The organism is Bartonella sp. AC329YNZD (assembly GCF_042196685.1).
Taxonomy (GTDB): domain Bacteria; phylum Pseudomonadota; class Alphaproteobacteria; order Rhizobiales; family Rhizobiaceae; genus Bartonella.
Genome location: NZ_JBHIQS010000004.1, coordinates 37,052 through 52,720, shown reverse-complemented (window position 1 = coordinate 52,720; position 15,669 = coordinate 37,052). Strand labels below are relative to the sequence as shown.

The window sequence follows — 15,669 nt, the reverse complement described above, 5'->3', positions numbered from 1 at the left end:
ATAACGCACCTTTATATTTATTTTACCGTTGTTTAACGAAACTTGAATTGCTCTTTTTACTTAAAAGAGACTCATATTCTTTTTTAAAATCGGGTTTTACACCAAGAAAACTAGCTGTGCGACGAACAATATTAGCAAGCATTGGTCCAGCATTCATCGCCGCTGTTGATGAACGCTGTCCCTCTGCAGGCTTTGGTTCATCGATAATTGTTAAAACAACATAAGCAGGATCATCAATAGGAAAAGCAGCAAGAAAACTATTGAAATTTTTTGTTTTAGAATATTTTCCATTTTCAACTTTCTCAGCTGTTCCTGTCTTACCACCTACACGATAACCTTCTACTTTTGCATTACGTCCAGACCCAATCTCACTATTTAATTGATAAAGGTAACGCATATTTTGACTTGTTTTAGCATGCAAAACCCGTTTTGCATGGTGCAAAGTTTGTTCTTTTGTCCGTTTTAAAAATGTCGGAGCAATTAACCAACCACCATTCATTAAAGCAGCAGCCCCAACAGCTGTTTGCAAGGGAGTTGTTGCCATACCATGCCCAAAAGCAATCGTCATAGATTGGATATCCTTCCAATGATGTGGCACAATAGGATGAGCAACTTCAGGCAACTCTGTTACGAGTCGATCCAGTAGCCCAAGTTTTTGCAAAAAATCACGATGTTTATCAATCCCTATCGCTAATGCTTCTTTAGCAGAACCAATATTGGAAGAATAAACAAAAACCTCCCATAACGTTAAGGGACGATTTTTTCCGTGAAAATCATGAATAATATATCCACTACTTGCTTTTATGGGCTTTGAAGCATCAATAATACTGTTTAAATGAAAAATATTGGAATCAAGTGCCATGGCAGTCGTAAAACTTTTAATAATCGATCCCATTTCAAATGTTCCGGCCGTCATCCGATTGAGACGATCACTTTTTAAAGCTTCAATAGGATTTCCAGGATCAAAATCTGGTAGAGATGCCAACGCCAAAACTTCCCCCGTATGTATATTTAAAATAACAGCTCCTGCAGCAATTGCCTTATAACGCTTCATAGCCTGAATAAGTTCATCATGGACAATTGCCTGAAGTCGCACATCGATCGAAAGCTGAACTTGTTTTAATGATTCTTCCATGGCAAGACCAGCAGCACGCAGAGCACTCAAACCCGCATCATCAATATATTTTTCCATACCTGCAATACCTTGATTATCAACATTCACCATGCCGAGAATATGGGAAGTTACAGGTCCATCGGGATAAAAACGACGAATTTCAGTCCGAAAACCAATTCCTGGAATACCAAGGGCCATAATTTGTGTCTTCTGCATTGGTGTTAACCCACGCTGTATCCAAGAAAAACCAGTTTTTCTTTTTAAGCGCTTATAGGTTTCCTGCCAATTAAGATCAGGCAAAACTGTTGAGAGCAATTCAATGGTTTCATCCACATCAATAATACGTCGTGGCTCAGCAAAAAGTGAATAAGTTTTAATATCTGTTGCCAATAAACGACCATTACGATCAACAATATCAGGCCGCGCCGTCAGTTGAAGAACTCCTGGCCCCTTTGCTTCTTCAATCTGTCCACCTTCCAACCCATAAGAAATAAGGCAAGCCCCCATGATGCCATATAAAACTAAAAAGCAGAACAACGAAAAAAGCAAACGTGGACGACTAGAATAGGGACGACGAACAGAAACATTATGATTATTCAACGAATTCTTAAAGTGCTTTTTCTTCTGTAAGAATAAAAAAGTCGACTTCATCACTGCACGCCTTTTTGGACAACACCATTCATCTGAGAATCCCGACGATTTGCCAAAATATCTTGATTATCTTCCAAGATATTTTGTTTAATCAATTCTTCAATTGGATCATGTACCCGTACCGGAATGTCTTTAAATTCTACGATTTGACGCGGCTGTATAACTTCTAATCCAAGTTCTTTTTGATAACGTTTCGCAAGTTTTTGCATGCGCGAAGGCTTGATCATCACAGCCCACTCAGCATGAAGCAAACTCACCGTATTTTTTGCTGCAGCAATTTCATGCTCAAGATGAAGAACTTCATTCATTCGTTTTTGAACATCATATTTTACCTTATAAGTAAGACCTGCCATACAAATCATAATCATCACTAAAATCATATCAAATGTACGAAAAACTGTCATTTCTTGCCGCCTTCAAAACTGGCAATCTCTGCTAAACTAAATAATTTCATATCTTCTGTAAGAGCCTCTGCTTCAGTCCGTACACCAATACGCAACCGCGCAGAACGTGAACGAGGATTTTTCTGTAACTCCTCTTTAGTTGCCGTGATCCCACCTCTAAACAAAGGAAAAAATGTTGCTGGAGCAGCCTTTATTTCTGGCAGATAGCGTGATCTCATACGTTCTCCAGAACGAGTCGAAAAAAATCTTTTGACCATACGATCTTCAAGAGAATGAAAACTGACAACCCCCAAACGGCCTCCAGCTTTTAAAACGCGTTCAGCAGCAAATAAACCACGCGCCAATTCACCAATTTCATCATTAACATAGATACGAAGAGCCTGAAATACACGTGTTGCAGGATGAATACGATCTCCCGGTTTACGTCCTATCAACGTTTCGATAGCATACGCCAAATCACCCGTACGCAAAAAAGGCTGAATAACACGACGCGTTTCAATCATCCGTGCAATTCGTCCCGCATAACGCTCTTCTCCTAATACCTTAAAAATACGTGCCAAATCTCTTGCTTTTAAATGATTGACAACATCGCTAGCTGTAAAACCAGTCTGAGCCATTCGCATGTCCAATGGCCCATCTTTTTGAAAAGAAAAACCTCTTTCTGCTTCATCAAGCTGCATTGAAGAGACACCAATATCCAAAATAACTGCATCCACCTTCTCTTCAACGACACGATCAAGCTGTGAAAACGCCATATGGACCAAACGAAGGCGTGGAAAAAATTCTTCAACAAGCGATTGTCCTGCACTGATAGCATGAGGATCACGATCAAGAGCAATCACCTGTGCCCCTGCCTTTAACAAAGCGCGCGTGTAACCACCAGCACCAAAGGTGCCATCAATCACTTTTGCTCCAACCAATGGCATAAGCCCAGCCAAAACTGGCTGTAACAACACTGGAATATGGCGTTCAGCTCTTTGATCCTGCTTTATCAAAATAATCCGTCTTGAAGTTATGCTGTCTTAAATCAACAGCTCTCTCATGGCAACTGATCTTAGAATAACCTGGCCTTCATCACATTAATCACAATGAACGAAAAAACTAAAGTTATCCTAAAACAGATCCTAACGCATTATACTTAAAGAAATGTTATAATTTTTTAAAACACTCTTTGCTCAAGTGTCCATTTCAAACACATAGACTCCATAAAAGACCATATATAATTGATCTTATAAAATATCGCGTATCATCATGAAATATCAGTCGGCCTATAAGCCGGGTTCTGTAGAGTAAAGCTTACACTTTACATGGCAACCATTCATCTGGGACGGATGTTACCATCCGCCTCGTGCAACCTACCCGAATGACTCGCCCGGAAATCGGCTGCAAATTAAATTTTGCACGTCATTTCTATTTGGTCTTGCTCCCGGTGGGGTTTACCTTGCCACATTCATTACTGAATGCGCGGTGGGCTCTTACTCCACCCTTTCACCCTTACCTATAAAAATAGGCGGTTTACTTTCTGTGGCACTTTCCCTAGGGTCACCCCCGCCGGGTGTTACCCGGCACCGTCTTTCCATGGAGCCCGGACTTTCCTCACCTGCCGCCTTTCAGCATTGGACAAGCGCGGCTGCCCAGCCGACTGACATACTGATTTATAAAACATTTTTTGCTCCGTGAAAATAGCATCTTAAAATATTTTATGACAAACCTCTCTCAACAGATGTTTTTATTTTAATGAAGCCAGATAAGTCTTTACTTTTGCGCAATATTTCGCTGAAATGGAATTCATTTTTTTTGCAGCATGACCTGCGTTATATTTAAGGATTGTACCACACGTACTTCCACCACTGAGTTTATAGGCCCGTGCCAAATAACGCATACCATATTCAAGATTGGTCGCAGGATCGTACAAATCCTGTACAGAACCACTAAAGCCCAACCCTCGTGCCGTAGAGGGTTTAATTTGCATCAAACCTATTTCGCCAGCAGCCCCCTTTATACCTGCCTTATAATTACTTTCAACTTTTACAACAGCATGTGCTAAATTAACCGGAATATTATACTTATTTGCAAATTTCTGAATAAGAAACTCATAAGGACGATTAGAAATCTGAGAAGCAACACTCCCTAAGCCTTCTTTTGCTTCTGCAACATTTAAAACACTATGAGCCCAACTTATATCAAATACAAAAAATACAGCACACGCTGTATTTAACAAAATTTTCAAAAATTGCATTTTCTTTCTCTCACTCAAAAATTCTCAAATTCTAACCGCAAATAATTTTCGAATGCATTGTACAAAAAAAGAAAGCAAAAGAACGGCTTGAAAAGGGAAATATTAAGACAATTTCAAGATAAAGTTCTGTATAAAAAGAAAAACTCTTTATACAAAAATTATATACTTCTCTATATCATCAAATAAAAAAATTAAAAGCCTATAATTAAACTTATATCATATTAACTAAAATGATATATTCTATCAAGTTCTGCTATATCTATTGTATCAATCAATTTTTATATTACAAAATAGCACTTTAAAAAGATATGATATTTTTTTATATACGATGATTAAATTTTTTATTGATATCAATCCCACAAAGCAATAGAGACGAGATCATCTTTACCAAAGATCCTCGATATCGCAAAAGTTTCACAAAAATAAAACCCGTTATTGATGCTTCTTTCTAACCAATAAACACGCGCAGCATTCTTTATGGCCCCAATAAACCATTGACTAAAATCACCCCCCTACCTCCATCACTGTGCATAAGGAGTCCATAGATATACAAAAACCATCATACGCTATTTACCAATTCAAAATATTGCGCAAACTCTTTGAGAATTTTCTATCTGCTCATATCAAATAAAAAAATAACTGGTATCTAAAATGCGGTTAACGTGTTTTATTATAGCAATCTCTTCCTTTGCTTTTCTACAAATGAGTGCCCTCAGCTTATCCTCACCCTTTATGCAAAATACCGTATTGATTTAAGCTGTTTTTTATTGCTTTTGTCATTGTAACAATGAATAATGCAGTCAGCCTAACCAATGCCCTTGATGGACTTGCTATCGCTCCTGTAATAATTGCAACATTATCTTATACTCTGATTTCTTACCTTTGTAGGAAGATAAATTTTGCTGATTATCTTACAAATTTATTATCTTCCTACACACTTTTCAAAACCTCACGAAAAGCTCTCTCCCCCTTAAAATCAAATCCAAAAGCACAATTTTAAAAATAGCTAAAAATAAGCATTAGCAATAGAAGGACGAGAAATCGCTTTTGAGAGAGCCATAGCAACAGTTTCACCAAATTTGTGAGCCTCTTCACGTCTCTGACCATTTTCACAAGCAAATGAAACCGCCTCGCGACGCACTTGCTCAATAAACAGCTCTTGCTGCCGAGGACTCATTTTAGAAAGGTGCACGATAATATCCGGAAAAGCCATTACCCATCTCTCTAGCAACACCTCCTCCGTTACCTCAACTTGCTGAGAAGAAGAAGTGTAGCCAGAAAAAAACTGATAAACAGCAACACTGCGAGAAGCAAAAATGCTAAAACCAAAAATAAGAAATATAAACAAAATAAAAGCAATACGACCGGAGAAAAATCCCATCATCTCTTACTTAAAGATTACAGACTGCAAATATAGGCTCCTTCCATAGCATTCAATGATGACTCAATAAAAAAAATTCTAACCATTGAAAATAAACGCAATAACACTAACCAAGAAACAACCGCTACCCGCCCTATATACTGAGACACTATAGATGAAACAATAGCATATCTTACGCCTTTTACCCCCTGATAACATCTTACCAAACTCTAACAAAAACTACAAAAAAACCTGACTGAGGAAATCCTCAGCCAGGCCAGACAATCTAGGGGATCCACGCGGGGGGGGGGGGAGGAGGTTCCCCGATTGTCCTCTCACATCAACCACTAAGATAGCCGATGTAATATCCTTGCTATGGAATAAAATGCTTTAAACAACAAGAAATTCTTATCATCTTCTACGCAAAAAAGCATAAAAGAATTATAAATTATTTAAAAATGACGATATTTAGGCAAAAAAAATTTAAATTGACCCAATTTGAAGCAATTTTATTCCAAAAAAACATCAATCAGAATCTACGACTATTGTAATTTTTATAATAATTTTTTTCATAACTCTGATGATCATCATTAAAAAACAAGCAATTTGTATATATTCACCCTATAAAAAGCAAAGTCCATACAAGCAGAATCACTTGTCCAACAGCGATCATCACAAAAAGAAAAAAACGTAGACTTTTAAAACTGATACAATAACAGCAAAAAATATCTGCTTAAAAGAAGATATGGATTGTTTAAATAAAGACAATAAATTAGCTAAACCAAATCTTATCTATCTTCATAAAAAATTCTACAAATGATCCTTTAAAATATTGTCAAACTCCTTACGCAACAACATCAATGAAAAATTTAAACAGCTGCTTTTACGAAAAAATAAGAACGCTAAAGGTATTTTTTCGAATCATACCCTATGATCATTCTAAGTAGCGATAAATTATTTTTCACTAGCCAACAGACTCCAACGCATTTTAATATAACAAATAAAGATCCGTGCAAACATTTTCTCTTAATTTCTATCACTTAAACTAATCCGTAAAAGAATAAACACAGCAGTTTTTATGCTCAAAAATTGTTACACTCTATTTTTTAACGTAAATAATCCATTGATTTGCAATCATAACACATCATTTTACAACTTACTTGAGAGATCTGAATAGCGTAAGTCCTCTTATTTCAAATCTTCTTATATTGAATCAATAAAAAGCATTCATCTGCATATCACAAGCCAAAAGAAGCATGTGAATACCACTAAAAGGTGAAGATACCTCCAATGAGCCATTTGAAAATAAGATCTGCAGCAACATGAGAAACTGGAAAACAAAATGGTAAAGCCGGCTTACAACTTTTACTTAAACTAAAAATGGTAGTACTCTATGAATTTTATACTATATTCTCCATGAGCTGCATCTAAAATGAACGCGAAAACATAAAAAGAAAGAAGAAAACCACTTTTAGCAAGAAAAATGGACTTATTTAATAATCCTCATTGCTTCTAATGATAAAGATACGCGAAACTATGCCATAATATCACTCTTTTCTTTACATAGCCTCTGCAGAAGCTATCTTAATTTGACTTTATGAATATAACATAAAGGATCTGTACAAGTACCTGTCCGAATTCATCAAGCCAAATGTGTATGACGATTATCATTTGCAAAATATTTTATAAAATCCGGAATATCACTCCAATCCATTGCTGGCCTATAAGTGTTTTCATAGTGGTGTTTGCTGAATTTTTTCTGTTACTTATCATCAATATCAACGCTTAGCACATCAGCCACATTTGAAATAAAAATTAAGACGAACGCTCCCTGCGAACCGTTCCAGATTTTATATACCCAATGAGAGTAAAAAATATTTATATCTGTTTGAGGAATTGTTAAACAAGGAAAACCATCATTCATTTGGGAAAAAATATAAAAACCTAAAGACAAAACCTGTTGCCATCTTTACCCTTCCTTTCATTTTGTTTTACGACTTTCAAAAATACTCATAATGCTGTATTTCAAATAATGAAAATTGTGCATTGTCTTATGCTATTTTCGTTCTTTTTAGCATCTTTTTGCACCCCTCACAAAAAAACTCTAAGGTACTTCTCGTCTAAGAACCTGCTTTAAAGAGACATTTTACCCTGTTTCACCCACTCTCTTTGTGCCATTAAAGATACAACTTAAGCCCTATTGATCATCATCATCTTTGACTTTATGAAGACACGAATTATCACTCCATTATAATATAGTTAATCTTACATTGAGAAATGTGCATAAGAGATGTCATTCCTTTTCCAAACGGTATTATTAATACAAAAACCTGCTCTTGTAACATACAAATAAACGCTTTTAGATTCTAAAAACAAAAGATTTTAAATGAAAAAATATTCTTGTATTTGAGCTTTTTATTGAAGTTTTAAAAGAATATATTATCGTTTAAAATCAATATATTGACTAATAAAACGAAGATGATATCAGGACACCTTAAATAATGATCCTCATAAGCTTAACTCTATAGTAAGTGCTTTCATTATACAACCTACACACCCTTATAAAACACCAATACTCCCATATAAAAACATAATACAAATGTAAAAAACAATAGCTTATCAATGATTGAATAAAGTTTTATCTCTACGCTATTCCTTGAGAAAAATCAGAGAATAAAGTGCGTTAACAAACGCGATTTATGCAAAATCTACTTGTTTATCTTTGATATCGTCAACTAATAAACGCGGATCACGAGCAAGCCAAAGTGTAACCATGCCCTCCTTACTATTTTCATTTTGTATAGGAGTAAGACAAACTGTTTGCTCTAGCATAAGTCCGGCATTTTTTAGCCACTTTTCTATTTGTAAAGTCGAAAATCCAAGACGCATATGTGCTTGATCAAAATGTGAAGAATCAGCTTTATGATAACCCAAATCCACAATCAATAAACGCCCATAGGGACGCAAAACACTTGATATCTCATGAAGAAACATTTCAGGATTTTCAAAAAAATGTAAAACCCAATGAAGAATAACTAAATCAAAAGTTGTATCTCCAACAGACAAGTGAAAAACATCGCTATCAAGCACAACTTCAACCGCATGCGTATAAAGATTAGAAAACAATTTTAAGATAGAGTCTCCACCTCTTCCAATATTCAGCATCATCTGAAATGGTTTATCGCCAATGATTTCAAGTAAAGAGTTTTCTACACCATGATCTGCCATATAGGATGACCGTAATACATCCCGTTGCAACGCATTTTGTAAGAAATGCTTCTTCCTCCTTTTTTGACGCTGCTTTTTAATGTCCTTCAAACGTTCTAAATCATGCGCTAACAACACATCATTCTTTGGTAAAGACGAAAGAATACCCATCACAATGTCTTTACCCCCAAAATCATGACAAAGCTTAAAATAAAGGCTATCCCCCTTCTGATAACGCTCAATCAATCGTGCTTCGTACAATAAACGTAAATATCGTGATATACATGCTTGCGACTGATCAAGAATAAAAATAAAATCAGGGATTGTTAAATCTTCATGACGCAAGAGCGTAAGAACACGTAAATGGCTTACTTCTGCAACCGCTTTCAGCAGCTCAATTATTGCATCTAAACTTGTACTTTTTTTCATAATTATCCCCTAAACATTCCTATAAACATTTGTTTATAGGAAAAAAAGTCAAGCATACAACGCATATTCTCATCTATTTTGTGCTCTCTATTTTATCATACTATGAAAAAAATAGGCTCATGTAAAAAACGAACAGATCTTATCCATCTGTTTCTCGTTATAATGATAATACATTGATTTATAATAATAATTCATTCATTTTAACTTGAATAAAAAATCAGAATACCATAAATTTTTCTCATTTCAAATCTATTTATGATAAATCAATCCAAATCATTCTCTTACAGCACATAAACGGAGGGAACATATAGATAAAAATACCTTTTATGCCCACCTCAAAACAAGAACTGCATACCATTGAGAAAAAATAAATAATATGATAGTGTCAGCTTGCATCTTTATTAAGTAAAGACGATAATGCTCAATGACCAGAGCATTTGTAGAAGTAATACTATACTCTTCATCTCCTCCTTTTCATTGCAATTTTACAAGCAATAACCGGTTATATATCATGAGTAGAATAACCCTATTTAGGTCATAATTTCATAAAATGTCTCTTACTTTTTTCAATGAATAAAAACTTCCACAGAGCACACACACACTTTATTTATGAAATAACAAACACAATAAAATACACTATTATTCCAACAAAGTTGCGATAAGATAAAAATTCTAGCGTGTAAGAGGTTTATAATTTGCATGCTTAGGATTAAGAGATTCCGCCCCAAGACGACGAACTTTATCAGCCTCATATTCAGCAAAATTACCTTCAAACCATTCTACATGACCATCACCTTCAAAGGCTAAAATATGTGTTGCCAATCGATCAAGAAACATACGATCATGCGATATGATAACTGCACAACCAGCGAAATTTTCCAATGCATCTTCCAATGCACCCAATGTTTCAGTGTCAAGATCATTTGTCGGTTCATCAAGAAGAAGCACATTCCCCCCCTCTTTTAGAAGTTTCGCCAAATGTACGCGATTGCGCTGCCCTCCTGATAAATTTGCCACCTTCTGCTGCTGATCTGCCCCCTTGAAATTAAAAGCCCCGCAATAAGCGCGGCTATTCATCTCATATTTGCCTAATTTAATAATGTCATTTCCACCAGAAATTTCCTCCCAAACAGTTTTATCCCCCACCAAGGAATCGCGACTCTGATCCACATAACTCATGTGAACTGTTTCACCGATACGTATCTGACCTGAATCGGGATTTTCCTGTCCCGTTAACATTTTAAACAAGGTCGACTTTCCCATACCATTGGCACCAATAACGCCAACAATGCCACCAGCAGGAAGTTTAAAAGAAAGAGAATCAATCAATACACGTTCACCATAAGCTTTAGAGAGATTATCAACCTCAATAACAACTTGTCCTAACCTTTCTCCAATAGGAATAATGATTTGCGCCTCTCCAGGACGGCGCTCACGTGCTGCTTGAACCAACTCATCATAAGCCTTAATCCGAGCTTTTGACTTTGCTTGTCGCCCTTTTGGACTAGAAGCGATCCATTCTTGCTCACGTGATAAAGCACGTTGACGCGCTGCCTCTTCACGGCCTTCCTGAACCAAACGCTTGGCTTTAGCCCCCAAATAAGCAGAATAGTTCCCCTCATAAGGAATACCTCTACTGCGATCTAATTCTAAAATCCAACCCGTTACATTGTCGAGAAAATAACGATCATGGGTTATCAAAAGTACAGCCCCAGGATATTCACGTAGATGCCTCTCAAGCCAAGCCGTCGTTTCAGCATCTAAATGGTTTGTCGGTTCATCCAAAAGTAATAAATCAGGTTTTGACAAAAGTAATTTACAAAGCGCAACACGCCGCTTCTCACCACCAGAAAGTTTTGTGACATCCCCATTGGCTGGCGGACATCCAAGAGCAGCCATAGCCATTTCCACTTGACTTTCTAAATCCCAAAGATTCTGACTATCAATAATATCCTGAAGCTGTGCACTTTCATCAGCCGTTTCTTCGCTATAATTCATCATCAATTCGTTATAACGCTCAAGAATTGCCTGTTTATCTGCAACACCTTCCATCACATTGCCGCGCACATCTTTGCTTGCATCAAGCAAAGGCTCTTGTGGTAGATAGCCACAGCGCGCTCCTTCACAAAGCCATGCTTCTCCTGTATATTCCTTATCTAGCCCAGCCATAATACGTAAAATCGTTGATTTACCAGCACCATTTGGCCCTAAAATACCGATCTTCGCATCTGGATAGAAAGACAAATGAATATTTTCTAAGATTTTTTTATTGCCGTAAGACTTGTTGAGCCCAGCCATATGATAGATAAATTGACGTGCCATAAATTTCTCTTTATATTGCGCGATATTAAAGATTAGGGTTTGAAAAAATTGCTTTCGCTTTTTGAAACTGTACAGTAAATAGTGCTTACACCGTATCAAAAGCTTTTCGCTTTATATTGGTACATTTTTTCTAATCTCACAAGCCCCAGTATGGTTCTGAATGCAAAAAAACATCGCCTCAAAAAGCAAAAAGCAAATCTTTTTAGCTGTCCCTGAAACATGTTATCAAACATTGCCCATCTTTTCCATACCAGATATAACCTTGTATTTTTATCGTATTAAACCAACTTATCAATGTGATAGGATACCAGAAAGAAAAGCAATTCTCTACGCGCCTTCTTTTTTTGCCTTATGGGCTTTATATTACGCCGTAAAAAATCCTTCCCTTTTTTCATCGATTTTTTGTTACGGAAAACAATGGACTTCCCCCCTTTCCTTGATGTGGCTTAAATTACGTTTACAAAATGACTGCCGCCTTATGGGATCTGACGTCCCAAGCCCAATGATCATGAAGGCATTGCATCAACATGTAGCAACAAATGACTACAGTGCACTCCCCATTGGTACGTGGTTACAATTCGTAAAAAACTATAAAACAAATTGTAAAAACTTATCCATTCCCCTCTTTTGGCTTGATAACTGTAAAAATAGTATCAATATTCAGCAACTCATTTCAAAACTTCAAGGCGAAATATAGCTTTTTAAAAATACGATAAAAGCGCGTCTCCTATGAGGAATATATTTATGGAAAAAAAAGCCTTAATCGTCATTGATGTTCAAAATGACTTCTTACTTGGTGGAGCACTTGCAGTACCACAAGGTGATACTATTTTACCCGCCATCAATAATCTCATAAATCATTTTGATCACGTTATCTTAACCCAAGACTGGCATCCCAAAAACCATTGCAGCTTTGCTTCCTGCTATCCTGAAAAAAAAACCTATGATACAGTCACTCTTGACTATGGTCCTCAAATACTTTGGCCTGATCATTGTATACAAGGAACACAAGGAGCAGAGTTTCATACATCTCTTAGAGTGGAAAAGGCACAACTTATCCTTAGAAAAGGCTATAATCCAAAAATGGATAGTTATTCTGCCTTTCTTGAAAATGATCAAAAAACACCAACAGGTTTACATGTTTATCTCAAAGAACATGGTTTTACCAAGCTCATTATGTGCGGCTTAGCAACTGATTTTTGTGTCGGATTCTCTGCTCTTCACGCCATACAATACGGTTTTAAAGTCAGTGTTTCATTAAATGCTTGTGCTGGTATTGATGTAAACGGATCACTAAACACTATGCTTAAAACTATGAACGAAGCAGGTATAGAACTGTTAATGCTCTCCTAAAATATTCTTTTCTCATCTACCATTATAACATTCTGATTTATAATGAATAAATTTTTTTACCTATTTAAGAAAGGAACCCAAATATCGTAAAATTCTCTCATTTCACCCCTATTTCAATACCATTCTCTTAAAACATCATAAATAGGATTGATGTATGAATAAAAATCTTGCAAAAAAAACAGCCAAAATGCTTCTTATGAATCATTAAATGCAAAAGCAGTTATGATACTAAAAGCTGGTAAAAAGTATAGCGTAAACTTGCACCTTATATTGAAGTCAAAAAGCCTCTATACGTCAAAAGTTATCCAAAAGATTATACATTATTTACCTCATGGAGGGAAATCGCGCAATAGTGTCAACTTTAAAACAAAAACATCAATAAGCAATAACATGGCATTTTTTGCATAAAAAGCCTCTCTCTATTCAAAGACATGCGATAAACAAAAGCGTGAGAAAACACGAATTTTTCATTACTTAGACACGCCCTGTTTATCCAATTGACAACGCTTAAAACGAATCGAAGAATACAATGCTATTCCAATAATACAGACTCCCACAAGTCCTGTTAAAACTTCAGGAACCGATATAATCGTTTGCAGATACATAATCACTGCAAGAACTAGAATTGCATAAAAAGCACCATGCTCTAAATAACGATAATGCAATAATGTGCCTGATTCAACCAACATAATTGTCATAGAACGAACGTAAAATGCTCCGATACCAAGACCTATCGCAATAATAAAAAGGTTGTGTGAAAAGGCAAAAGCACCAACCACGCCATCGAAAGAAAAACTAGCATCAAGAACTTCTAAATAAAGAAACGCCCCTACTCCCCCGTGAGCTACTGTTGTTAAAGTCTTTTGAGGAGTATCCAAGAGATGACCGACAACTTCAACACCGATAAAGGTCAAAAGTCCATAAAGTGCTGCCAATAAAAAAGTTATTTTATTTTCTGCGTCAATCTGACCTGAAACAAATAAGATCAAAATCAAAACAATTGCAATATCAATTCCAACAAGCGCCCCAAACTTTTGAGCAGGTCTCTCTATAACATTAAGCCAATGCACTTCTTTTTTAGAATCAAAAAAATATTTTAAGCCAACCATCATAAGGAAAGTTCCTCCAAAAGCGGCAATCCCCATATGTGCATCGATTAAAACTTCGGCATATCGATGTGGTTCCCATATCGCTAATTTGACTGCCGCAATGGGATTAATCCCAACAGCAACGACAACCACCAATAACGGAAAAACAATCCGCATCCCAAATACAGCTATCAAAATGCCCCATATAAGAAAACGGCGACGCCATAACGGATCCATTCTACCAAGAATACGCGCATTGATAATAGAATTATCAAAAGATAAAGAAATTTCCAAAATCCCTAAAACACAGCAAATAAAAAAATATTTAAGAAAACCAGTAATGCTTCCCGTTTCGAACCAACCAATAGCCCCTCCTAAAAAAATACCAATAATCGTGAAAAAAAAAGCACACCCAAAATAGCGTAATAGGGCCATGATCATTCCTCAAAGTTTATTTTCTAATTCAACTACAGCACACACAGTATAAATCCAAAGCTTGCATCTCTTTAAAATTGCATTTATTAATGCAGAGGTGTATAGAATATATATGGTAAAGTTACATGAGAATTTTCTCAAAAAAACAAGAGACAGAATGCAGTAAACACAAAATTTTGTTTTGAAATAAATATTAGTCCTCAATACAATAAATTAAAAATAAAAAAATAAAGAGAAATTAAAACTATAATATTGACATTACATCATAGAATATTAATACATAGTGTGCTTTTATTAATCAAAATTTATACCATGATGATTTACTGAGGGAGATAATTCGTGGCACGTCCTGAAACTGAATCAAAAACTATATTTGGAAAACGTTTACGTTATGTACGTCTTGCTTTAGGTGATCCATCACGTGAAACCTTAGCGAAAAGTTTTAGCATGACAAAAAATTCCATTGCTTTTTACGAGCGTGGAGAGAGAGAACCCAATCTTAGTGTTTTACAAACATACCGCACGTTGTATGGTGTCAATATTAATTGGCTTTTAACTGGACAAGGAAAAATGTTTGATGCCGAATACACAAAGGGTGATTTTGACTGGAATTATTTTATTAAAAAAATTGAAGGGCTTGAAGAAACAATTGCCAATAATGATCATAATGAAAAACTAAATCGAGAGAAAATCGATAGCTCTTATGAAAAATTGCAGCAATATTTATCAAAGCAAGGTATATCAAATGGACTAACCCCTAAAACGGCAATCTCTTTGATTGATATGAAAGCCAAAATGGCCAATTCTTATACTCTTAGTTTATTTATTGATTTACTCATTCGCAGCGTATCCCAAAAAGAGGTTATAGCAAACCAATAAACGTCTATTTTAAAAGAGAAAAAAGAAACGATTAAACTCTACCAGTGTGGAGAACAGTTTTTTATTGTGTCCATGCTGGTGGAATTTTGTATTCTCTATAAACTTTGTTTCTGTAATGATAGTAAAAATATTCGCATTATAAATGAATATATAGTGTCATTAAATTAAAAAAAATAATTTTATAGTAT

The 15,669-nt window shown here is 35.8% G+C and carries 11 protein-coding genes and 1 other RNA gene; 3 read left to right on the top strand and 9 right to left on the bottom strand.

Features of this window, described 5'->3' with window-relative positions:
* Window positions 1–22: 22 nt before the first annotated feature.
* The 8 genes from ACFIMW_RS03470 to ettA form a co-directional block, all read right to left on the bottom strand.
* Complete coding sequence (locus ACFIMW_RS03470; RefSeq protein WP_375608229.1) at window positions 23–1,765, bottom strand: peptidoglycan D,D-transpeptidase FtsI family protein; 1,743 nt, start codon at window positions 1,763–1,765, stop codon at window positions 23–25.
* A complete protein-coding gene (locus ACFIMW_RS03465) occupies window positions 1,765–2,169 on the bottom strand; it encodes a hypothetical protein (protein ID WP_375606961.1) in 405 nt (134 codons plus the stop codon). The genes ACFIMW_RS03470 and ACFIMW_RS03465 overlap by 1 nt, the downstream gene beginning before the upstream one ends.
* A complete protein-coding gene (gene rsmH / locus ACFIMW_RS03460) occupies window positions 2,166–3,164 on the bottom strand; it encodes a 16S rRNA (cytosine(1402)-N(4))-methyltransferase RsmH (protein ID WP_375608228.1) in 999 nt (332 codons plus the stop codon). Before rsmH ends, ACFIMW_RS03465 begins: the two co-directional genes overlap by 4 nt.
* Before the next feature lie 260 nt (window positions 3,165–3,424).
* Window positions 3,425–3,815: RNase P RNA component class A (rnpB, locus tag ACFIMW_RS03455), an RNA gene on the bottom strand.
* An 83-nt stretch (window positions 3,816–3,898) separates the two neighbouring features.
* Entirely contained in the window at window positions 3,899–4,408 is a 510-nt protein-coding gene (locus ACFIMW_RS03450) for a lytic transglycosylase domain-containing protein (protein ID WP_375606959.1), read from the bottom strand.
* A gap of 1,006 nt (window positions 4,409–5,414) precedes the next feature.
* Window positions 5,415–5,789: a hypothetical protein gene (locus ACFIMW_RS03445; protein ID WP_375608274.1), complete on the bottom strand. Its 375-nt coding sequence runs from the start codon at window positions 5,787–5,789 to the stop codon at window positions 5,415–5,417.
* A gap of 2,676 nt (window positions 5,790–8,465) precedes the next feature.
* Window positions 8,466–9,404, bottom strand: coding sequence for an ArsR/SmtB family transcription factor (locus ACFIMW_RS03440; RefSeq protein WP_375608227.1), 939 nt, complete (start codon window positions 9,402–9,404; stop codon window positions 8,466–8,468).
* Between the two features lie 672 nt (window positions 9,405–10,076).
* Window positions 10,077–11,726 carry an energy-dependent translational throttle protein EttA gene (ettA, locus tag ACFIMW_RS03435; protein ID WP_375608226.1) on the bottom strand — a complete coding sequence of 550 codons (1,650 nt, stop codon included), beginning with the start codon at window positions 11,724–11,726 and terminating at the stop codon, window positions 10,077–10,079.
* A 160-nt stretch (window positions 11,727–11,886) separates the two neighbouring features.
* Between ettA and ACFIMW_RS03430 the strand changes: the two genes are divergently transcribed.
* Both ACFIMW_RS03430 and pncA read left to right on the top strand, forming a co-directional pair.
* A complete protein-coding gene (locus tag ACFIMW_RS03430) occupies window positions 11,887–12,423 on the top strand; it encodes a hypothetical protein (protein WP_375606954.1) in 537 nt (178 codons plus the stop codon).
* A 47-nt stretch (window positions 12,424–12,470) separates the two neighbouring features.
* Window positions 12,471–13,079: a bifunctional nicotinamidase/pyrazinamidase gene (gene pncA, locus ACFIMW_RS03425; protein ID WP_375606953.1), complete on the top strand. Its 609-nt coding sequence runs from the start codon at window positions 12,471–12,473 to the stop codon at window positions 13,077–13,079.
* A gap of 470 nt (window positions 13,080–13,549) precedes the next feature.
* On the opposite strand, the gene ACFIMW_RS03420 is transcribed toward pncA, so the two are convergent.
* Window positions 13,550–14,602 carry a DUF475 domain-containing protein gene (locus tag ACFIMW_RS03420; protein ID WP_375606951.1) on the bottom strand — a complete coding sequence of 351 codons (1,053 nt, stop codon included), beginning with the start codon at window positions 14,600–14,602 and terminating at the stop codon, window positions 13,550–13,552.
* A 339-nt stretch (window positions 14,603–14,941) separates the two neighbouring features.
* On the opposite strand from ACFIMW_RS03420, the gene ACFIMW_RS03415 reads away from it, so the two are divergent.
* Window positions 14,942–15,481: a helix-turn-helix domain-containing protein gene (locus ACFIMW_RS03415; protein WP_375608225.1), complete on the top strand. Its 540-nt coding sequence runs from the start codon at window positions 14,942–14,944 to the stop codon at window positions 15,479–15,481.
* Window positions 15,482–15,669: the final 188 nt, after the last annotated feature.